We start from the raw sequence: 20,206 nt of genomic DNA, 5'->3' as shown, positions 1-20,206 counted from the left end.
GGCCCCGCACGGGCCCCGCGGCAGCCCCGCGCCGCTCAGGCCCGCTTGACCAGCAGCACGAAGGTCCGCGCGTACGCCTCGCCGTCGGCCGGCCGCGGCCAGTCGAGCGCGGCCAGCGCCTTCGAGGCGGCCTCGTGGACCCGGCCGTCGACCAGCACCTCGGCGGTCTCCTCGCCCGGCCGGCCGCCGAAGAACACGGTCACGCCGACGAGTTGGTCCCGGCCGAGCGGTCCGGCCAGCGCCGGGGCGAGGGCGGGCAGCACCGGGTGGCGCACCAGCCAGTCCTGCACCGCGTGGTGCCGCTCGCCGGTGCCCCAGCCGACCATGCCGCCGTGGATGGCGTGCCAGCCGGGCAGCCCGTCCTGGTCGAGCGGGTCCAGGTGGCCGGCGAACCGCCCGTTGTGGGCGACGAGTTCGAGCATCGTGACGCCGGAGGTGGCGGCCCACACCTCGACCGCGCGGCGCACCGCCTCCTCGCTGCCCGCGCCGATCCCGGCCACCCGGTCCGGCACCGCGGTCCCCGGGCGGTCGGTGTCGGCCAGGAACACCAGCTCGACCTGGTCCGGGTGGTCGTCCGCCGACCCGCCGAGCCGCACCGCGAGCCGCCCGGGCCCGCGCACCTGCTCGCCGTCCACCCGCCACTCCTGGCCGTGAAGCGCCGTCAGCTCCTCGGCGACCGCGCCCAACACCGTCTGCACGGACGGCCGTTCGGCGGTCCCGCCGGGCGTACCCGGGCCGGAGTCGGACCGGCCGCGCTTCCATGATCCCCATCGCATGGCGCACACCGTACTGTCGTACCGGTTTGCCTACAATGGCCCTTCGATGACCGAAGCCAGGTGGTCCGAAGCGGACGCGGTGTGTATCGTCGCAGTGCGCGATCAGGGACTTACCGCGGGCAGCAGCTGGGGGCGGCATGGCTGTGGAACTACCATCGGGGCTTTCGCACGTGCTGGGTCTGCTCGGCGTGCGCTTCCCCGGGGCCAATGAGGACGAACTGAACCACCTGGCCGACCAGTTGGAGAAACTGGCGGCCGCGCTCGACTCTGCCCAGATGACGGCGGACAAAGCGCTCACCACGCTCCACCAGGTCTATCAGGGCGACTCCGCGGACAAGCTGTCCGAGCTCTGGAGCACGATCACCAAGTACTCCTCGGTGATCGTCGAGGCCTGCCAGACGGTCGCGAAGGTGCTGCGCGCCGCGGCGCTGGTGGTCGAGATCGCCAAGACCCAGTCGATCACTCAGCTGTTCTCCATCCAGGCCCAGTTGGCCGCCGCGTCGTCCACCGGCCCGTGGAGCGCCGCGGCCGTGCTGCGGATCGGCCGGGAGATCATGAACCGCCTGCTGGAGGAGGCGGTCAGCCGCCTCGGCCAGACCCTCATGCGGCCGATCGACAACCTGATCGACACCGCGGCACAGAAGATCGCGCCGACCCCGGCGAACAACTCCACCGGCCACGGCTTCAACATCGACCTGGCCCAACTCGCCACCTGCGCCGCCGACATCCGGCGCAACGCGGACGACATCGAGTCGCACGGCAACGCGTTCCGGAACACCGTGCACGGCCTGAAGCTCGGCGACTCCGGCGACCCGTTCGGCAAGCTGGTGATCGCCGCCTGCGAGAAGATCCTGGAGACCATCGGCCAGGAGGTGCTGAACCGCATCCTCGCCTCGTTCCGCGACACCGCGGGCAAGATGGACAAGATGCTGAAGAACCTCAACGAGAACGAGGACAGCACCCAGCTCAGCCTGAACAGCCTCGGCTCCACCATGGCCAACCCGTTCAGCCCGAACGCGCTGACCGCTCCGGGCGGCGCCCACGGCGGCACCGGCGGCGGCTCGCACGACGCCGGGCTGGCCTCCTTCGCCGCGCTGATGCCGAAGCTGGGCCCGGTCGGCGGGCAGCTCACCGGCTCGCACGGCGGGCAGGGCACCGACACCCTCGGTCTGAAGGACCCCAAGCTGTCCGGTGCGGGCGGCTCCGGCGGCGGTCACACCGGCGGTTCCGGCGGCGGCGGGGTCTCCGCTCCCGGCGGCGGGGAGCACGTCAACACCGCGCTCGGCCCCCGGCTCAGCATGCCCACCGCGCTGGGCAGTTCACGCGGCGGCGGCTCCACCGGCCGCCCGCACACCGACCTGGAGACCGAGGCCCACACCAGCGGCTCCCCGTCCGGCTCCGGCGGGAGCGGCAGCGGCGGCCCCGGCGGCCGGCAGGCCCAGGCCGGCGGCATGGTCGGCCCGATGCCGATGGGCGGCGCGATGGGCGGCATGCACGGCGGCGGAGGCGGAGGCGGCGGCCACGCCGGCAGCGGCGCCGTCCGCAACGCGGCGGCCGCCCAGCGCAACAACCGCGGCCCCGGCCAGCACCACGGCGAGGACGAGGACGACTTCGACGACGAGGGCCAGTCGATGGACCCGCTGTACGCGGCCCTCCAGCTCGGCCGCGTCCTCCCGGTCCGCCGCAACGACGACGAGGACGACGACCGCCGCGATCGGCGCTGAGCCGCACACGCGGCGGCCCCGGAGCACCGCGTTCGGTGCTCCGGGGCTTCCCGGGCCGCGCAGGTCCGCGACGGGCCACGCCGGTCCGCGTCCGGGCGGATGCCTCGAGGGGTCAGTCCTCGGCGTCCGCGGCTGTGGTCCGCCACGACATCTCGACCTCCAGCTCGATCTCGTCGCCCTCCAGCTCGACCTCGATCTCGACGCGGAGTTCGTCGGGGATGCGGACGGTCAGCTTTCCGGGCCCGAGCTCCAGCTCGGCCTGGCCGCCGCGTCTGATCGCGGCGGCCAGCGCCTCCAGCTGGTCGGCGGCCTGCGGGCGGGACAGTGTGCGCTTCTGCGTGAACTCGAGGTCTTTCACGGGGGAGCCTCTCCGGCCGGTGGGGAACAGGTGCCACCAGTCTTCGGCCGCGTCCCCCAGCCCTCAACCGGAGGCGCCCCGCGGCGCGGAATACAGTTCACGAACTCGCCTCAACTGTTGATGCCGAATCGCGCTACGCGCATCGATCATGCGGCCGCCTGGGCGTTTTTGACGTTCGCGGCATTCACCGGCGATTCCTTTGCCGTCCGACTCGTTGACGCTGTTTCGCCGGATCTGATGTGCTGCCGACTCGACGGCAGGCCGCACGAACCGCGGGCCTGACGGCCCCTCACATGTCGGTCGCTCCGCCAGCAGCGGGTCTTCGGCATGCCGTCCGCCGGTGGCCGCTCCACTCGGCCACTCGGTCCCATTCGCCCCCACACGCCGGCACCGGACCCACAGGTCCGCGGCCGGCATGAGAGGAACCCTCACGATGGGCATGTCCCCCACCCGCCGGACGAGTGTCAAGGTCATGACCGGCCTCACCTCGCTGGTGATCGCGGCCGCGGGCTTCGCCGCCGCCCCCGCCTCGGCGAACCAGCCGGTCGACGAGTTCGCCGGCCCCAGCCACCCGTACCGCCACGGCGCGGTCCCGGCGAAGGGCGCGGGCACCGCCGCGGCCGGCAAGCGGACCGCGAACCTGAAGTTCGGCGGCGGCGTCGACGGCATCGGTGTGACCACCGGCGCGCCGAAGGTCTACCTGGTCTTCTGGGGCTCCCAGTGGGGCGGCCAGGGCACCGACGCGAACGGCTACACCACGCTCTCCGGCGACCCGGCCGGCATCGCGGTGCGGGCCCAGCAGCTGTTCAAGGGCCTGGGCACCAACGGCGAGACCTGGTCCGGCGTCATGACGCAGTACTGCGACGGCGCGGCCAAGGGCGCGACCACCTGCGCGGCGTCCGCGGACCACGTGGGCTACCCGACCGGCGGCGCGCTGGCCGGTGTCTGGGTGGACGAGTCGGTGGCCGCCCCCGGCCAGGCCACCGGCAACCAGCTGGCCACCGAGGCGGTCAAGGCGGCCGGCCACTTCGGCAACACCACCGCCGCCTCCAACCGCGACGCGCAGTACGTCGTGCTCTCCCCGACCGGCACCCACCCGGACGGGTTCAACACCTCCGGCGGCCAGTTCTGCGCCTGGCACGACTGGAACGGCGACACCACGCTGTCGGGCGGCGCGGCCCCGTCCGCGTACGGCGACATCGCCTTCACCAACGACCCCTACGTCACCGACATGGGCGCCTCCTGCGGCCAGAACTACGTCAACGCGGGCAGCGCCGGCACGCTGGACGGCGTGACGATCGTCTACGGCCACGAGTACTCGGAGACCATCACCGACCAGAACCCGGCCGGCGGCTGGACCGACTCGACCGGGTACGAGAACGCCGACAAGTGCGCCTGGAAGGGCACCGGCGGCGTCGGCGGCGCGCAGAACGTGGCCCTGGCGACCGGCTCCTTCGCGATGCAGGGAACCTGGTCGAACGACTACAACGGCGGCGCGGGCGGCTGCCAGATCTCGCACCCGATCGTCCCCTGATCGGGTGAGGACCCGGCGATGAGCGGACGCGTCGGGGTGGGCCGGTCGGCCCGCCCCGACGCGTCCTCGCATGACAGGTCGTCAATTCGGTAACCAGCCCCGCTACATGCTGCACATCCCCCCGGACAGGTGACGCACCGCACACTGGGCCAACTCCGCGGCGGCCGCGGGCCGGCGGCCGCCGAAGCCGCCCGCCGCGCCGTCTCGCGCCCTCCGTCCCAAGGGAGTTGCCCGTGTCAGCCGTCAACGAGTCCGCTGCCGTCCAGGACCCGCCGACCGTCCAACGCCTCAAGGCCGACTCCGTCGGACTGACCGGCGTGATCTTCATGGCCCTGGCGACGGCCGCGCCGATCACCGCGATGACCGGCAACCTCCCGGTGATCGTGGGCGGCGGCAACGGCGTCCACGCGCCGGCCGGCTTCCTCTTCGTCACCCTGGTGCTGACCGTCTTCACCGTCGGGTACGTGGCGATGGCCCGGCACCTCACCACCGCCGGGGCGTTCTACGGATACGTCTCCTACGGCCTGGGCCGGGTGGCCGGCCTGGCCTCGGGCCTGCTGGCGGTGCTCGCGTACGTGGTCTTCGAGGCCTCGATCGTGGGAATCTTCGCGTACTTCGCCCGCCAGGCCGTCGAGTCGCAGTTCGGCGTGAGCCTGCCCTGGCAGGTGTTCGCGTTGGCGATGCTGGCGGTCACCGCGATCCTGTCGTACTTCGACCTGGAGGTGGCGTCGAAGATCCTCGCGGTCTTCCTGGTCGGCGAGGTGCTGATGCTGACCGTGCTAGCCGGCGCGGTGCTGGCGCACGGCGGCGGCCCTGACGGGCTGCAGGTGTCCTCGCTCAACCCGACCGGCGCGTTCGCCGGGATCAACGCGGGCGTCGGCCTGTTCTTCTGCTTCTGGTCGTGGATCGGCTTCGAGTCGACCGCGATGTACGGCGAGGAGTCCCGCAACCCGAAGCGGATCATCCCGCGCGCCACGCTGCTCGCGGTCGTCCTGCTCGGCGTGCTCTACACCTTCGTCTCCTGGATGGTGCTGAGCGGGAACGGTCCCGCCAAGTCCCTGGACATCGCGGGCGGTTCGAACCCGCTCGACCTCTTCCTCGGCCCCGCCCAGCAGTACCTGGGCTCCTGGGCCGTCACCGCCTTCCAGTGGCTGATGGTGACCAGCGCCTTCGCCTGCGGCATGGCCTTCCACCAGTGCGCCGCCCGCTACCTGTACGCGATCGGCCGCGAGGGCTTCCTCGTTCCCGCGCTCGGCCGCACCCACCCCCGGCACGGCTCGCCGTACGTCGCGTCCTTCACCCAGACCGGCATCGCGCTGGCCATCGTGGTGGCGTTCTGGGCGACCGGCCAGGACCCGTACGTGAGCCTCTACACCCTCACCGCGATCCTCGGCACGCTCGCCCTGCTGGTGGTGCAGACGCTCTGCTCCTTCGCGGTGATCGCCTACTTCCGCAAGAACCACCCCGAGTCCCGGCACTGGTTCCGCACCTTCACCGCACCGCTGCTCGGCGGCCTGGGGATGCTCGCCGCGATCGTGCTGCTGGTGACGAACCTGGACACCGCCGCCGGCGCGGCCTCGAAGATCCTCTTCTTCCGGTTCATCCCGTGGATCGTCGCGGCGGTCTTCCTCGGCGGCATCGCCCTCGCGCTCTGGATGAAGGCCAGGCACCCGGCGAAGTACGAGGTGATGGGCCGTCTGGTGGTCGAGAACGCGCAGGAGCGCGAGAGCGAAGCCCCCGCGCCCGCCGTGCTCTGAGCCTCCCCCGCCCCGCCGTGCTCAGAGCCCTCCCCCCCACTGCGCTCCGAGCCGGCCCCGCCCGCACCGCCCCGCTCACCGCTCGACCCCCACCGAGAACGGAAAGGCAGCCCCCCATGGCACGCACCCACCAAGCCCGGCTGATCCGCAACCTGCTCGCCGACCAGGCCGTCGCCGACCGCCTCGCCATGCCCGTCGGCGAGTACCGCGGCCTGCGCGACGAGGCCCGCACCGAGCCGGACGGCGTCTCCCGCCGTACTCTGCTGGGCCGGGCCGCCGCCCTCGGCGTCGGCCTGACCGGCGCCTCGGCACTGGCCGGCGGCAGCCGGGCGCACGCCGCCCCCACCCCCGTCCCGAAGATCGACGGCGCTCCCCGGATCGCCGTCGTCGGCGCCGGCATCTCCGGTCTGAACGCGGCCCTCACCCTCGCCGACAAGGGCGTCGCGGCCACCGTCTACGAAGCGAACCCGACCCGGATCGGCGGCCGGATGTACTCCGGCGGCAGCCCGTCCAGTCCCGGCCTGTGGAACCAGGGCCAGGTCTCGGAGTGGGGCGGCGAACTCGTCGACACCGGCCACCACGCCATCAAGGACCTCTGCCAGCGTTTCGGCCTCGGCCTGACCGACGTCGGAGCCGGCCTGCCGCCCGGCGCCGAGGGCGTCTTCCACTTCAACGGCCACTACTACCCCAAGGACCAGGTCGACACCGACTTCAAGCAGATCTGGCAGGCCGTCAAGAAGGACATCCAGGACGGCGGTTCCGCGCCCACCTGGAACAGCCACAACGCCGCCTCGGTCGCGCTCGACGCGATGTCGATCCGCGACTGGATCAACTCCCGGGTACCGGGCGGGTTCGGCAGCGACCTCGGTGCGCTGCTCGACTGCGCCTACGCCGTCGAGTACGGCGCCGACACCACCGCGCAGTCCTCCTACGCGATGCTGGTGATGATCTCCTGGCAGTCCAGCCCCGGGAACCTCTCCATCTGGGGCGGCTCCGACGAGCGCTGGCACATCACCGGCGGCAACGACCAGCTGCCCCGGGCCGTCGCCGCCGCCCTGCCGGCCGGCACCGTGCAGCTGGGCCACACCCTGCAGGCCGTGGTGAGGAACGCCGACGGCAGCCAGACCCTCACCTTCGCCCTGGACGGCGGCGGCACGAAGACGGTGGTCGCCGACCACACCGTCCTGGCCGTCCCGCTGCCGATCCTGCAGACCCGCGTCGACCTGTCCAGGGCCGGACTCGACACCAGGATGCAGGGCGTCCTGGCCAACATGCGGATGGGCGCCTGCACCAAGCTCAACATGCAGTTCACCCGCCGCGACTCCTGGTCCGGCACCGGCGCCTGGCCCGGCGTCTCCAACGGCGAGTGCTTCGCCGACCTGCCCTACCAACAGGCCTGGGACGTCACCCGCGGCCAGGCCGGCACCAGCGGCATCCTGGTCCAGTACGGGGGCGGCAGCCTCGCCCGCGGCCTCACGCCGCCGTCCGCGTTCACCACCGCCGCCACCCCGTACACGCGCAACCTGGCCGACGACTACCTCAGCCAGATCGACGCCGTCTGGCCGGGCACCAAGGCCGCCTGGAACGGCCGGGCCACCCTGTCCGCCTGGCACCTCAACCCGTACTCCTACGGCGCCTACTCCTACTGGCCGGTGGGCTACCTGACCACCTACGCCGGCTACGAGGCCACCGCGCAGGGCAACCTGCACTTCGCGGGCGAGCACACCTCGTACGACTTCCAGGGCTACATGAACGGCGGAGCCGTCGAGGGCGCCCGGGCGGCGAACGAGGTCCTCGCCGCCCTTTCCTGACAGGGCTGCTGACGGGACGTCATCCGCCCGCCCTTCCGGGCGAGGCGTCAGTCCGACCGCATCCGCAGGACGGTGATCCGGTCGGGGGAACCGAGAGCCCCCGACCGGATCCGGTACCCGGCGTCCCGTGCGCCGACGGCGCTCAGGTACTCGGGCTGCCCCGGCGGGGCGAGGTCGTCCCGGTAGCCGTCGCACCAGCCGTCGCCGTCGTCCGCGAACAGGCACCGGTACGCGTAGCGCCGGCCGTCGTGGTACCACTCGTGCCGGACCACGGGCAGCCGGAGGATGCGCTCGAACCAGTCCGCCGAGAGCGCGGCCAGCTCCTGCGGGCTGCCGGCGGCGTTCAGCGCCAGCCAGGTCGGCGGCTGCGCGAGCCAGTAGAAGTCCCGGTGGACCAGCCGGTCCCCGCGGACCGTGGCACCGGTCAGGTGCAGGCCGGCGCGCAGCGGCCAGCCGAGCGAGCGGTCGCCGACGCCCACGCACACCACCAACGAGGAGTCGTCCTCGGGCCGCCCCACCCAACTGACGGCCGGAGCGACCGCCCACCCTCCGGCCCGCTCGCGCAGCGCCGCCACGAAGTCCCGCTCGGTCCCGTCCAGTTCGGACTCGGTCTCGGGGTCGTCGCTCGGGAACCACAGATCTGCGGCCATGCGGTCACTGTAGAGGCCGGGTCAGGCGTTGGGGTCGAACGGGATGCCCGCGGGCTCGGTGTGGGCGAGCGCGTACTGGAAGTCGCCGTCGTCGATCTTGATGGTGGCCGCGCCGAAGTCCGCGCTCATCAGGCGGTCCCGGTAGCCCGCGGGGTAGCCGTCCCAGCCGACCAGGCGCGGGTAGAACCAGTTGCCGGTGGCGTTCTCGGCCGGTTCGTCGTTGGCGTTGGCGAACCGGAAGCAGTGCGTCGACGCCCCGTCCTTGTGGTAGACGACCTTCGGGTGGGTGCCGTCGAACCGGATCGCCGAACGGCCCGCCAACTGGTAGCCGCTGTGCTGGGACACCGCCACGTACTGGACCTGGTTGTCGGCGATCCACACCACCACGTGCTCCCAGTCGTGGGTGTGCCCGATCGCGAGCGGACCGAGCGTGGCCTGGTCCTTCTCGAAATAGCTGGCGTACATGACGGCGCACCAGCCGTTGTTGCACTTCGACCGCGAGTAGGTGTTGGCGTTGGCCAGCTGGGCGTAGTCGTGGCAGTGCCCGTTGACGTCGCCGCCCAGCTTCAGGCCCGGGTTGAGCGTGCCGTCCGCACCGATCGCCGCCGTGGCGTAGCACCCGTCCCGGTCGTAGTCGTAGGCCGGCGAGAAGCTCTGGTCGAGGCCCGGCGCGTTCTGCGGCAACAACGTCAACACACTCGCCTGCGCACTCGCCGGCACGGCCACCACCAGGGCCGCCGCCAGGGCCGCCGCCCCGGCCAGGCCGAGCAGCGCCCGGCCGAGGGAGGTCTTCCTACGCATCGGGGATCCTTCTCGGTCGTCGAGCCGCCAGTCCTCCGGTCGTCGGTGAACCTAAAGGTCTCGACCACTTCCGTCAAGAAGTGAAGTAAGCCCCCCAGAATGGCCGATGACCCATCCCCGCAGGCCCCGCCAGGACGGTCACCACCGCGTGCCGAAGCGTTCCGCTCCTGTTCGCCCCACCGCCACGCGACACTCGACGGCACCGCGGTGTTGACGGTCCGTCCGTCCTGGTTCCAGGAACGGAATCCGGAGTGAGCCGCGCGTCGGCGCGCGGATTTCGGGTAGGGAGATCGGGGGCCGGTGCGGTCCACAACGGCCGGCTGACGGGGGCGGGAATGCTGGCGGAAGCGCTGGCGGCGCTGGCTGCCGCGGGTGGGACAGCGGTGGCACAGGCCGCCGGAACCGAGGCGTGGGCCGCGGTGCGGGAACGGGTCGTACGGGTCTTCAGCCGGTCCGGATCCCGGGACGTCGATGCGGTGTCTGCGGAACTCGACCGTCTATCGGCCGGAGAGGACGGTGCGGCGGGCCGCCTGGAATCTGCTGCAACGGTGTGGCGGTCCCACTTCGAGGCGCTGCTTCGCCAACTCGATGGTCCTGACCGCGAGTCGGCCGTCGCCTTGCTGCGCGAGGTGATCGGGCTCTCCGGCGCGGCCACGGCTGTCACGTCGTTGGGCAATAACTCGCCGGCCTTCGGCGGACACGCCAGTTTCTCGGCCGAACCCGGTGGACTCGCAGCCGCGACGGTCGGTTCCGCGTTCACCATCGGGCATGCCGGAGTGGCGGCCGGACGGGTGGACCAGCTGAACGTCTACTTCCAGAACGACGTCCGAACTGGCGCGATGACCCTCAGTCCGCCCTTGGCGCGACGGAACCCCAACCACCCCCCACGTGGCCGGGAAGCCCTCCTGGAAACCCTGACCGACCTGCTCACGGACACCTCACCGAGCGGGGCCCACGTACTCCACGGCATGGGCGGGTCGGGCAAGACCACCCTGGCCTTGGAGGCAGCGCACCACGCCTCCACGAACGGCATCCAGGTCTGGTGGATCGGTCCCGCGGACCAGGACGCACTGGCGTCGGGACTGCTCACGGTCGCCCGGCAGGCCGGTGCCACCGAAGAGGAGGTCCGCACTCGCGACAGGGCGGACCTGCTGTGGCAGGTCCTCGAAAGGTACGACCGACGGTGGCTGCTTGTCGTGGACGGGATGGACGATCCCCGGCGCCTCGACAACACCGGTCGCCTGAGCGACGGCACCGGCTGGATCCGCCCGCACCGAGGCAACGGACTCGTCCTGATCACCACGCGGACCGGAGCTGCCGAGGCGTGGGGGCCGGGCTTCCGGCTGCACCACGTCGGGAGTCTGGCGTCCTCTGATCCAGGTGAGCACGGGGTGGTAGCCCCGTCGCCCGCCGCCCAGGTCCTCATCGACTATGCGGGTTCCGACAAGGGCGCGCTCCGGGATGCCGAGGCGTTGGCCACGCGCCTCGGCGGCCTGCCACTCGCTCTCCGGCTTGCGGGCAGCTACCTCGCCGACGTATCAGAGCAGCCGTGGCCGGACACGACCGCGGCGCTGACCTTCGCGGCCTACCTGCAGGCCGTCGAGGAGGGTGGTCCCGATCGGTCCGACCCGAACCGAGTCACCAGGAGTGCAACGATGCTGACCCTCGACCAACTGGCCAGCCGCGGCCTACCCGAGGCACGCCCCCTGATCCGGCTGCTCTCCGCCTTTGCGAACGCGCCTCTCCCGTACGTGACGGTGCTCCACCCGGACAGGATCGCCGCCGTGGCTCCGCTCGGTGTCTCTGACGGCGCCCACCTCTGGCGCCTCCTCAAGGCACTCGCCGACCTGAGCCTCATCGAAGTCGACGGTGCGTCAGTCACTCTGCCCATGCTGAGGCTCCATCCGCTGGTGCGCGACGCCGCGCGCACCGAGGAGGCTCCATGGGCGCGGCCGGCGGCCGGCCTACTGCTGAACGGCGCCGTCGAGGCCCTGCGCCACCAAGTCGAGGACCCCGCTTCCTGGCCGCAGTTGCAGGCGCTGGCGCCACACGTGTTCGATGCCCACCGGCTGGCCATCGAAGCAGTGGACGATGACGAGGGCATCGTGAGCGCGGGCGCTGCGGCTCTACTGGTCGCGCGGTACCTGGACCTACGGGGCCTCTACTCGGAGGCCGAGAACCGCATCCAGGACGTCTACCTGGCGCGGCGTGACGTCTTCGGAGAGCACAATCTGGCCACCCTGGACGCCCGGTACAGCCTGGCCCGCGTGGCACGTAAGCAGGGCCGGGCGGAAGAGGCCGAGGCCGAGCTCAGGACCGTAGCGGACGAACTGCGCCGGCTCCTCGGAGAGGACGACGCCAGCGGACTCGCCGTCCGCCACACCTGGGCCATGGTGCTGCGCGAGCTCGGCCGGCTGGACGAGGCCGAGCAGGAACATCACGCGGTGTGGCAAATCCGGGCCCGGCTCCTCGGCGAGCACCACCCTGACACCCTCGTCTCCCGCTACAGCCTGGCCAGGATGGCCCGCGAGCGCGGGGACCTGTCCCATGCGGAGGCTGAGTACCGGATCGTCCACCGCGCACGCTGCCAGGTACTCGGAGAACGCCACCCCGACACGCTGGCCACACGCCACAGCCTCGCCGTGGTGGCCCGCAGGCTCGGGCGGTGGGAGGAGGCCGAGGCCGGGTTCCGTGAGGTGCTCGCAGCCAGGATCGAGATACTCGGCGAGGGACACCCGTACACGCTGATCACCCGCACAGAACTCGCCCTGCTTGCCTGGGAACACCGGGACCTCAACTCGGCCGAGCTTGAACTGGCAACGGTCCTGGAGCTGCGGATCCGGGCGCTCGGAGAGAGCCATCCGCAGACCGCATGGACAGCAGCGAATCTGCAGCACCTCCGCGAACTCCGCAGGGCCGGCACGCCGTTGTCCCAGGTCGGCCCCGCTCCCCAGCAGGGCCCCAGCGACTGAACGGCTGCCGCACAAATCACGTCAGCGTGCCCTTCCCCTGGCCTTCAGGGGGACGCTCGGCAGTTCGGGAGCGGGCAGGCGGGTGCCGTCGTAGCCGTGGACTTCGCCGAAGCGGGTGCCGGCCTGCCAGTCGTCCCGGGCCTGGGTGATCTCCTCGGCGGTGCGGCCGATGAAGTTCCACCACATGACGATCTGTTCCTCGAAGGGTTCGCCGCCGAGGAGGAGGACGGCGGCGTCGGTGCGGGCGAGGAGGGGGAGTTCGCGGCGGCCGCAGCCGAGGTAGAGCAGGGAGCCGGGTTCGACGGGGACGCCGTCGACGTCGACGGTGCCGGTCATGGCGAGGACGGCGTACTCGAAGCCGGGGTCGATCGGGAGGCGGTGGGCGGCGCCCTCGCGAAGGGTGAGGTCGGCGCCGGTCAGGGCGGTGTGGGTGGTGCCGGGGGAGGTGGCGCCGTCGAGGGTACCGAGAATCAGGCGGGCGTCGAGCCCGCCGGCGCTGACCACCGGGAGTTCGGCGTGGTGCTCGAAGGCGGGCGGGGTGTGCCGGTGGGCGTCGGGCAGGGCGACCCACAGCTGGGCGCCGTGCAGGTAGCGGGCGTGCTCCCGGGGCGACTCCTCGGAGTGCGAGATCGCCCGCCCCGAGGTCATCAGCCCGAGTTCGTACGGGCGGACGGTCTGCACGCTGCCGAGGCTGTCGCGGTGCAGCACGGTGCCCTGGTGCAGCCAGCTGACGGTCTGCAGCCCCATGTGCGGATGCGGCGGGACCTGCATCCCGGGCTCCTGTGCGATGTCGTCGGGCCCGTAGTGGTCGACGAAGCACCAGGCGCCGACCATCCGCCGACCGAGGTTGGGCAGCAGCCGGCGCACCACGGTGGACTCGCCGAGCGGGACGGTGCGCCCGGTCAGCAGGTCCTTCACCGGTCCGGTGGCGGCCTGGTTGCCGCAGACGCTCGGCGAGGGCTTCCGATCGAGGTTGCTCATGCCGCCAGTATCGACCTGACGATGCGTCGGCAGCGGTTGCGACGGGCCGTCGGCGAAAGGCGGGCGATCGGCGAGAGGCGGGCCGTCGGCAACGGTCGCCCGCGAGCGCCTCAGTCGCGACGGGCCGTCAGGGCGGTCTCGGCTCAGGCCCGGCCGACCAGCTCCAGCGCGGCGGGCAGCACCCGCCGCCAGAAGCCGTCGGTGTGCTCGCCGCGCGGGAAGTGGGTCTCGGCGACGTGGCCGGCCAGCTCGCGGGCGGCCGGGCAGAACGGGTCCTCGGTGCCGCACCAGACAGCGGTGCGGCCGGCTCCGGGGAGCGCGTCGAGGTGCTGGAGCGGCTCGTGGGCCCGCCAGTCGGCTTCGTCCTGGTAGGCGTCGACGGTGCGGGCGTCCGGCCAGCTGCGGAACAGCGCGGGGCTGAGCAGCGCGGTGGCGGCGAGGCCGCCCCGGGCCCGGGCGTACTGCAGGGCGCCGGAGCCGCCCATCGAGATGCCGAGCGCCCGGGACGGTGCGGGCAAGCCGAACTCGGCTATCCAGCCGGGGAGTTCGGTGGTGAGCAGGCGCATCGGGTCGTCGCCGCCGCGCGGGTGCCAGTAGGTGGCGTCACCGCCGTCGACGGCGACCACCCGGAACGGGGGGACGCCCGCGGCGACGGCGGCGGCCAGGAACTGCGGCAGCCCGAGGCCGAGGAACCCCTCCGCGCTGCTGCCTCGCCCGTGCAGCGCCAGGCAGACCGGGAGTGCGGAACCCCCGCCGCCGGGCGGATCGATGACGACCAGTCGGACGTCGCGTCCGCGAGCGGCGGAGTGCCGGGTCTCGGTCCGCACCGGGCCGGGCCGGACGTCGGGCACCGTGCCGTCGTCGCCGGTCAGGCCGAGGGCGCGGCGCACCCGGACACCGCCGGGCAGCACGTCCTCGACCATCGCACCGCCGACCGCCCCCGTACCGAGCGCGGCGAGGGCGAGCGCCCCGAGGAAACGCCGCCGCCCGCTGCCGTGCCCGACCCTCGGCGCCACCACGTCCGACGCGCCGTCAACCACCGTCTGCTCCCGCACCCGCACCCCGCCCCGCGACCGACCGACCGTGCCGACGCCTGCCGCGCCGGCCCCTACCGCAGGGGGGGACGCGCACCGCGTGCAAGCGGTTTCCGGAACCGGCACCAGCACGCCGCGGCAGCGGCAGCGGCCACGACTCAACAGCGACAACCTCACCGGCGGCAGCCTCAACAGCGACAACCTCAACAGCGACAACCTCACCGGCGGCAGCCTCAGTGGCGACAGGCCCAGCCGGCCGAGGCGGTCGCGGCGTCGGCCTGCGCCCGCAGCGCCCGCACCGCCTCCGCGGGGTCGGCCGCGCCGTACACCGCCGAGCCGGCCACGAAGACGTCGGCGCCGGCCTCCGCGCAGGCCTCGATGGTCGCGGTGGAGACGCCGCCGTCGACCTGCAGCCACAGCTCGAGGCCGTGCTTGTCGATGAGCTGCCGGGTGCGGCGGATCTTCGGGAGCATGATGTCGAGGAAGGCCTGGCCGCCGAAGCCGGGCTCCACCGTCATGATCAGCAGCATGTCCAGCTCGGGCAGCAGGTCCTCGTACGGCTCGATCGGGGTGGCGGGGCGCAGTGCCATCGAGGCGCGGGCGCCCTTGGCGCGGATCTCCCGGGCGAGGCGGACCGGTGCGGCGGCGGCCTCCACGTGGAAGGTGACCGAGCCGGCCCCGGCCTCGACGTACTGCGGCGCCCAGCGGTCGGGCTGTTCGATCATCAGGTGGCAGTCGAGCGGGATGTCGGTGGCGCGGGCCAGCGACTCGACGATCGGGACGCCCAGCGTGAGGTTCGGCACGAAGTGGTTGTCCATCACGTCCACGTGCAGCCAGTCCGCTCCGCGGACCGCCTCGGCCTCCGCGGCCAGGCGGGCGAAGTCGGCGGACAGGATGCTGGGGCTGATCTGCGCCATGGGAGGGTACCTTCACGACTCGGTGCGGGTGGCCGGGGTGGCCGCTCGCTCCATCATCCCCTGCCCCCGCCACCGCCCGGACCCCGGCCGCCCCGGTCCGCCACCGCCCGGACCCCGGCCGCCCCGGTCCGCCGCCCCCGCGCTGCGGGCCCGGCCCCCGCCCGGGCGATCTTCCGCGGCGCGCGGCGCTCTGGCAGGCTCCGGTACGCCTGACCGTTCGTCCACCCTCGTCGAAAGGCACCCCGATGACCGAGCCGGTGCACCCCGCGCGTGCGCTGTGGTGGCTGTTCGAGCCCGTCCACGCGCTCACCTACTTCTCGCCGGAGAGCCGCGCCGCGTACGAGGCCGCGGGGCTGCGCGGGTACTGGCGCGGCTACTTCGGCGGCCGGTCCGCGCCGCTGGGCGCGGTGGACGCGACGCCGGTGGTCGCGGCGTTCTTCAACTTCGCGCCGGCGATGGTGGAACGGGCGCTGCCGGAGCTGTGGTCCCGGGCCACGCCGGAGCAGGCGCTGCACGCCCGGGTGACCGGGGCGGTCGCCGCGCTCGACCGGGTGCTCGCCGACGTCCAGCCCGAACTCGTCGACCACTCGGTCGAGTTGCTGGAGCGAGCGGTCGCCGGACTGGACTGTGCGGGCCGGGTGCTGGCCGCCGCCAACGCCGCGCTCCCCCGGCCGGAGGGTCGCCTCGCCCGGCTCTGGCAGGCCACCACCGTGCTGCGCGAGCACCGCGGCGACGGCCACGTCGCGGCCCTGGTCGCCGAGGGCCTGGACGGCTGCGAGGCGCTGGTGGTCCGCTGCGCCCTCGACACCCGGCGGGACACCCTGCAGCCGCACCGCGGCTGGACCGACGAGCAGTGGGACGCCGCCACCGCCCGCCTGGTCGACCGCCGGTGGCTCGCCCCCGACGGCGCCCTCACCCCCGAGGGCCGCACCCGCCACCAGGCCCTGGAAGCCGCCACCGACCTGGCCGCCGCCCGGGTCTGGAGCGACTTCCACCGCGCCGAACTCGACGACCTGGCCGCCGCCCTGCGCCCGATCGCCGCCGCCTGCCGCGCCGACCTCCCGCCCACCACCCCGATCGGCCTGCCCACCGCGTCCTGACACCCCGTCACCCCACCTCACCCGCCGCCCGATCCCGCACGGCCCGGCCGCGTACGGCCCCTGCCCGGTGGTGGCAGGATGCCCGGATGGACGAGATCCTCCGCGTGGCCGGGCGGCTGCTGGGCACCGGCCTGTCCGGTCCCGTCGACCTCGGCGGCAGCCGTCGCACCACCGTGCTGCGCTGCCGCACCGAGGACGGCCGCACCGTCGTCGTCAAGGCGTACACCGGCGGGCCGGAGGCACTGCGCTGCTTCACCGCCGAGGCGGCGGGGCTGACGCTCGGCCTGGCCGGCCCGCCGCTGCTGGCGGCGGACCTCGACGTGCCGCTGCTGGTACTGGGCGACCTCGGCACCGCGCCGTCCCTCGCCGACGTACTGCTCGGCGACGACCCGCGGGCCGCCGAGGCGGGGCTGCTGGCGTGGGCCCGCGGACTCGGCCGCCTGGCGGCCCGCTCGATCGACCGGCAGGCCGAACTCGCGGCGCTGTGGCGGCGGTTCGACGTCGGCATGCCGAGCTGGGCGGACGATCCGTGGATCCCGCGGAACGCGGCCGCCCTCCCCGGCGTGCTCACCGCGGCCGGGATCGCCGCCCCGGCGGGGCTGGCGGCGGAGCTCGCCCGGATCGGCCCGGCGGGCGGCGAGGAGTACCCGGCGTTCAGCCCCGGCGACACCTGCCCCGACAACAACCTGCTCACCGCGGACGGTCTGCGGCTGCTCGACTTCGAGGCCTCCTGCTACCAGTCGGTGTTCCTCACCGCGGCGTACTGCCGGATGCCCTTCTCCACCTGCTGGTGCGTCCTCGCCCTCCCCGACGGCCTGGCCCGCCGGGTCGAGGAGGCGTACCGGGCGGAGGTCGTCGCCGTCTACCCGGCGCTCGCCGCGGACGCGGAGTGGGAGGCCGGGATGCGCGACGCGGTCGCCGTGTGGACGGTCGACGCCACGGTGCGGATGCTCCCGCACGCCGGCGAGGACCGGCTGCTGCACGCCACCCGCCGCCCGGTCCCGACGAGGCGTCAACTCCTGCGCCACCGCTGGGAGCAGGCGGCGCGCCTGGACGGGTTCCCGGCGCTCCGCGAGACCGTCGGCCGGCTGCTGGACGAGGTCGCCGCGGGCTGGGACGTGGCACCGCTGCCGGGCTACCCGGCGTTCGCGTCGTAGCACTCCGATACGGCAGCGTGGCCCGGCCGTGATCAGTCGTCAGCACACTGGTTCCCATGCGGATCGTGGGGGAACGGGCTGCGGCGACCGGGGCGGTGCTGCGCTGGGCCGGTCATCCGGGAACGGTCGCGGCAGTGCTGCTGCTGGGGTTCAACGACCGGTCGGGGAAGCGGATTTGGCCCGGTCCGGTGACCGGCAAACTGAGCGACCTGGCGTGGATGCTGGTCGCGCCGCCGGTACTGGCGCTGCTGCTCACGCCGGTGCTGCGGCTGCGCGGCCACTGGCCGGCGGCGGTCGGCATCGGTGGCACCGCACTCGCCTTCGCGGTGGCCAAGTCCGGCGTCGCCGGTGGTGAACTCGCCTCCCGCATCTGGTCGTTGAGCGGCGTCCCGAGCCGGATCAAGGGCGACCGGAGCGACCTCCTGGCGCTCCCGGTGCTCGCCGTCGCCTGGTGGCTGTGGCGTCGCGCCCACCGCTCGTGGCACTCCCGGCACCCCTGGCACGTCCGCCGGGCCCTCGCCGTGCTCACCGTCCCGCTCGCGGTGGCGGCCGTGGTGGCGACCTCCGCGCCGCTCCAGAGCCCGCCGCTGCTGACCAGCCGGGACGGGCGGCCGATGCTGCGGACCTTCGACGGGAACTTCCACAGCAACTGGTGGACCACCGACGACGGCGGCCTGACCTGGCAGGTCGTACCCCGCCTCCCCTACGACCTCCCGGACGCCGACGACGGCCCGCCGGCCGACCAGGGCCGCTGCGTTCCGGCGCAGCCTCTGCTCTGCTACCGCCTGCTCGGCACCGACCGCCCCATCGAGTCCACCCAGGACGGCGGCCTCACCTGGCAGACCGCCTACGCCCCACCCGAACTCCTGACGACCACCGCCCCGTCGCCCCCACAGCCCGCCTCGCTCACCCCGTCCACGGTCGACGCCTCCCCCGCCCCCTCGACTGCCGACGCCTCAGCTGCACTCTCCTCCCCCGCCCCCTCGACAGCCGACGCGTCGCTCGCCTCCGCTGCCACCGACCCTTCCCTGGCCCTCTCGGCTGCCACCTCCTCCCCCGCCCCGTCCGCTGTCGACGCCTCGCCCGACCCCGAGGCGGCCGCCGGGGCGCCCTCGTCCTCGTCAGGAACGGAATCGTCGTCGCCCGCCGGTCCGAAGGGCGAGCTGCTGGTGGTCGCGCTGCCGGGCGGCGGGCACGGCGTGATCGTGAACTACCCGGCGACGGGTATCGCCGTCCGTACCGCCGACGGCCGCTGGACGACGGTGCCGGTGCCGCGGACCCCGCCGTGGCTGGTGCGGAACCAGCCGCGCGTCCACTGGACGGGCCAGGGGCTGCCGGTCGCACTGGCGGTCGGCGCCGCCGCGCTGTGCGCCGCCCTGGGTGCCCGAGCGCTGCGGGGCCTGCCGCCCGGCCGCCGCCAGGAGCCCGCCCGCGACCTGGCGGTCCGTCAGGTCCTGGTGCTCGCCTGGACCGGCGCCGCGGCCGTCGTCACCGCCGTCACGACGAACTTCGTCCTGGGGTGGCCGCTCGCGCTCGGCCTCTCCGGCGTGGTCGTGGCCGTGCTCATCGCGATGGTCCGCGTCCCGTCGTCCCCGCGGCCCGGCGCCCCGGGCACACCGCTGCTGTCCGTCGTCGGCGCGGTGGCGGCCGCCGTCGGCCTGTACCCGTTCGCCTGGTGGTCCGGGGGCACGATCGACTCCTGGTGGACGGCCTCCGCGCTGGCCCTCGCCTTCGCGCTCGGCGCCACGGTCCTCGGCGCCCTGGTCGGCTCCGTCCACCTCGACCCGAACCGCCGGCCGCCGCGCCCCGAGCGGCCGGACCGCCCGCAGTCACCCGCCGGCCGGCGCCCGGCGCCCGGGCCGTCCCGGCACCCTCGCCCGGGCCGCCCGTACCGCCCGCGGCACTGAGCCGGCGGCCGTGGGAACGGCTAGCGGGGCGGCGGTCCGAGGACGATGCCGCGGCCGGCGTAGAAGCGGTCGAGGTCGGTCCACGGCACCTTGGCGTGGCGTTGCGAGCCGTCGGGGAAGCCGGACGGGTTGTGGATGTACAGGTTGTCCTCGTCCGCGCCGACGGCGAGTACCAGGTGGCCGCCGAGGCGGGGCGGGTCCGGGGCGAGAGTGCGGATGCTCGGGTGGACGGAGATCATCGGGAGCCGTCCGGCCGCGAGTTCCCCGTACAGCTGGTCGGTGGGCAGCGGGCTCACCGCGTGCGCGGTCAGGCCCCAGCGGCGGCGGACGTAGCCGGCGAACGGGGTGTGGATCAGGCCGTCGAGCCGGCCGTCGGGGTGCCTGATGTACGCCCCGGCCTCCTGGCACTCCTCGGCGAGGCGGATCGCCGCGGGGGCGACGCCCCACCAGTGGTCGAGGGCCATCCGCAGGCAGGCAATCCCGCACAGCCGCCAGGACCAGTACTCGTAGTCCTCCTCGTCCGCCGCCCCGGACCGCTCCCACAGCGGATCGTCGCCGGCCCGCAGGGTGCCGTCGAGGATGTCCGGCACGAGTTCGGGCGACTCCCACTGCGCGTAGTAGGGCACCGCATGACTGATCGGCTTCACCCGGTCATCCTGACGTACTTTCATCCCGATCCCCGGCAACCCGCGCCGGGACATTCGGGCCCCCGGCGGGCCCTGCTAGC

16 protein-coding genes are annotated in these 20,206 nt (G+C 73.5%); 8 read left to right on the top strand and 8 right to left on the bottom strand.

The features are described from left to right. Positions 1-35 precede the first annotated feature (35 nt). On the bottom strand, positions 36-776 hold the full coding sequence (locus AB0K51_RS19810; RefSeq protein ID WP_363456892.1) for a DUF6348 family protein: 741 nt from the start codon (positions 774-776) through the stop codon (positions 36-38). 170 nt (positions 777-946) lie between these two features. Between AB0K51_RS19810 and AB0K51_RS19805 the strand changes: the two genes are divergently transcribed. Beyond that, positions 947-2,500 carry a hypothetical protein gene (locus tag AB0K51_RS19805; protein WP_363456889.1) on the top strand — a complete coding sequence of 518 codons (1,554 nt, stop codon included), beginning with the start codon at positions 947-949 and terminating at the stop codon, positions 2,498-2,500. A gap of 112 nt (positions 2,501-2,612) precedes the next feature. Here AB0K51_RS19805 and AB0K51_RS19800 read toward each other — a convergent pair whose 3' ends face one another. Continuing rightward, on the bottom strand, positions 2,613-2,858 hold the full coding sequence (locus tag AB0K51_RS19800; protein ID WP_363456886.1) for an amphi-Trp domain-containing protein: 246 nt from the start codon (positions 2,856-2,858) through the stop codon (positions 2,613-2,615). 439 nt (positions 2,859-3,297) lie between these two features. On the opposite strand from AB0K51_RS19800, the gene AB0K51_RS19795 reads away from it, so the two are divergent. The 3 genes from AB0K51_RS19795 (at position 3,298) to AB0K51_RS19785 (ending at position 7,960) form a co-directional block, all read left to right on the top strand. Then, a complete protein-coding gene (locus AB0K51_RS19795; RefSeq protein ID WP_363456883.1) occupies positions 3,298-4,392 on the top strand; it encodes a hypothetical protein in 1,095 nt (364 codons plus the stop codon). Between the two features lie 326 nt (positions 4,393-4,718). Further along, positions 4,719-6,149, top strand: a complete 1,431-nt coding sequence (locus AB0K51_RS19790; protein ID WP_363457007.1) for an APC family permease — start codon at positions 4,719-4,721, stop codon at positions 6,147-6,149. A 116-nt stretch (positions 6,150-6,265) separates the two neighbouring features. After that, the gene (locus AB0K51_RS19785) at positions 6,266-7,960 is read left to right on the top strand and encodes an FAD-dependent oxidoreductase (protein ID WP_363456880.1); all 1,695 of its coding nucleotides are present in this window, start codon (positions 6,266-6,268) and stop codon (positions 7,958-7,960) included. Between the two features lie 47 nt (positions 7,961-8,007). Here the strand turns inward: AB0K51_RS19785 and AB0K51_RS19780 are convergent, their stop codons facing one another. Both AB0K51_RS19780 and AB0K51_RS19775 read right to left on the bottom strand, forming a co-directional pair. Next, positions 8,008-8,610: a hypothetical protein gene (locus AB0K51_RS19780; protein ID WP_363456877.1), complete on the bottom strand. Its 603-nt coding sequence runs from the start codon at positions 8,608-8,610 to the stop codon at positions 8,008-8,010. A 21-nt stretch (positions 8,611-8,631) separates the two neighbouring features. After that, complete coding sequence (locus AB0K51_RS19775) at positions 8,632-9,411, bottom strand: NPP1 family protein (protein WP_363456874.1); 780 nt, start codon at positions 9,409-9,411, stop codon at positions 8,632-8,634. Between the two features lie 335 nt (positions 9,412-9,746). Between AB0K51_RS19775 and AB0K51_RS19770 the strand changes: the two genes are divergently transcribed. After that, positions 9,747-12,383, top strand: coding sequence for a tetratricopeptide repeat protein (locus AB0K51_RS19770; protein WP_363456872.1), 2,637 nt, complete (start codon positions 9,747-9,749; stop codon positions 12,381-12,383). 21 nt (positions 12,384-12,404) lie between these two features. On the opposite strand, the gene AB0K51_RS19765 is transcribed toward AB0K51_RS19770, so the two are convergent. The 3 genes from AB0K51_RS19765 to rpe all read right to left on the bottom strand — a co-directional run bounded on the left by AB0K51_RS19765 (position 12,405) and on the right by rpe (position 15,315). After that, positions 12,405-13,364, bottom strand: a complete 960-nt coding sequence (locus tag AB0K51_RS19765) for a pirin family protein (protein WP_363456870.1) — start codon at positions 13,362-13,364, stop codon at positions 12,405-12,407. A gap of 143 nt (positions 13,365-13,507) precedes the next feature. Then, positions 13,508-14,404, bottom strand: a complete 897-nt coding sequence (locus AB0K51_RS19760; protein ID WP_363456869.1) for an alpha/beta hydrolase-fold protein — start codon at positions 14,402-14,404, stop codon at positions 13,508-13,510. Between the two features lie 227 nt (positions 14,405-14,631). Further along, positions 14,632-15,315 (bottom strand): ribulose-phosphate 3-epimerase, encoded by a 684-nt coding sequence (gene rpe, locus AB0K51_RS19755; RefSeq protein WP_363456866.1) that lies wholly within the window; start codon positions 15,313-15,315, stop codon positions 14,632-14,634. A 245-nt stretch (positions 15,316-15,560) separates the two neighbouring features. Here rpe and AB0K51_RS19750 point away from each other — a divergent pair, with 245 nt between their 5' ends. From AB0K51_RS19750 to AB0K51_RS19740, 3 genes are all read left to right on the top strand, one after another. Continuing rightward, positions 15,561-16,415, top strand: a complete 855-nt coding sequence (locus AB0K51_RS19750) for a hypothetical protein (protein ID WP_363456863.1) — start codon at positions 15,561-15,563, stop codon at positions 16,413-16,415. Between the two features lie 86 nt (positions 16,416-16,501). Then, positions 16,502-17,572 (top strand): hypothetical protein, encoded by a 1,071-nt coding sequence (locus AB0K51_RS19745; protein ID WP_363456860.1) that lies wholly within the window; start codon positions 16,502-16,504, stop codon positions 17,570-17,572. 56 nt (positions 17,573-17,628) lie between these two features. After that, entirely contained in the window at positions 17,629-19,479 is a 1,851-nt protein-coding gene (locus AB0K51_RS19740) for a hypothetical protein (RefSeq protein ID WP_363456857.1), read from the top strand. A 20-nt stretch (positions 19,480-19,499) separates the two neighbouring features. On the opposite strand, the gene AB0K51_RS19735 is transcribed toward AB0K51_RS19740, so the two are convergent. Further along, a complete protein-coding gene (locus AB0K51_RS19735) occupies positions 19,500-20,150 on the bottom strand; it encodes a C39 family peptidase (protein ID WP_363456854.1) in 651 nt (216 codons plus the stop codon). Between the last annotated feature and the right edge of the window lie 56 nt (positions 20,151-20,206).

The sequence above is a fragment of the Kitasatospora sp. NPDC049285 genome (assembly GCF_040678815.1).
Taxonomy (GTDB): Bacteria; Actinomycetota; Actinomycetes; order Streptomycetales; family Streptomycetaceae; genus Kitasatospora.
This window is presented reverse-complemented; position numbering and strand designations above follow the sequence as displayed.

Bases quoted from the DNA above. Each gene is read 5' to 3' on its own strand.
- AB0K51_RS19810 (WP_363456892.1), bottom strand. From the start codon at position 776: ATGCGATGGGGATCATGGAAGCGCGGCCGGTCCGACTCCGGCCCGGGT.
- AB0K51_RS19795 (WP_363456883.1), top strand. From the start codon at position 3,298: ATGTCCCCCACCCGCCGGACGAGTGTCAAGGTCATGACCGGCCTCACC.
- AB0K51_RS19790 (WP_363457007.1), top strand. From the start codon at position 4,719: ATGGCCCTGGCGACGGCCGCGCCGATCACCGCGATGACCGGCAACCTC.
- AB0K51_RS19785 (WP_363456880.1), top strand. From the start codon at position 6,266: ATGGCACGCACCCACCAAGCCCGGCTGATCCGCAACCTGCTCGCCGAC.
- AB0K51_RS19780 (WP_363456877.1), bottom strand. From the start codon at position 8,610: ATGGCCGCAGATCTGTGGTTCCCGAGCGACGACCCCGAGACCGAGTCC.
- AB0K51_RS19775 (WP_363456874.1), bottom strand. From the start codon at position 9,411: ATGCGTAGGAAGACCTCCCTCGGCCGGGCGCTGCTCGGCCTGGCCGGG.
- AB0K51_RS19770 (WP_363456872.1), top strand. From the start codon at position 9,747: ATGCTGGCGGAAGCGCTGGCGGCGCTGGCTGCCGCGGGTGGGACAGCG.
- AB0K51_RS19765 (WP_363456870.1), bottom strand. From the start codon at position 13,364: ATGAGCAACCTCGATCGGAAGCCCTCGCCGAGCGTCTGCGGCAACCAG.
- rpe (WP_363456866.1), bottom strand. From the start codon at position 15,315: ATGGCGCAGATCAGCCCCAGCATCCTGTCCGCCGACTTCGCCCGCCTG.
- AB0K51_RS19750 (WP_363456863.1), top strand. From the start codon at position 15,561: ATGACCGAGCCGGTGCACCCCGCGCGTGCGCTGTGGTGGCTGTTCGAG.
- AB0K51_RS19745 (WP_363456860.1), top strand. From the start codon at position 16,502: ATGGACGAGATCCTCCGCGTGGCCGGGCGGCTGCTGGGCACCGGCCTG.
- AB0K51_RS19740 (WP_363456857.1), top strand. From the start codon at position 17,629: ATGCGGATCGTGGGGGAACGGGCTGCGGCGACCGGGGCGGTGCTGCGC.
- AB0K51_RS19735 (WP_363456854.1), bottom strand. From the start codon at position 20,150: ATGAAAGTACGTCAGGATGACCGGGTGAAGCCGATCAGTCATGCGGTG.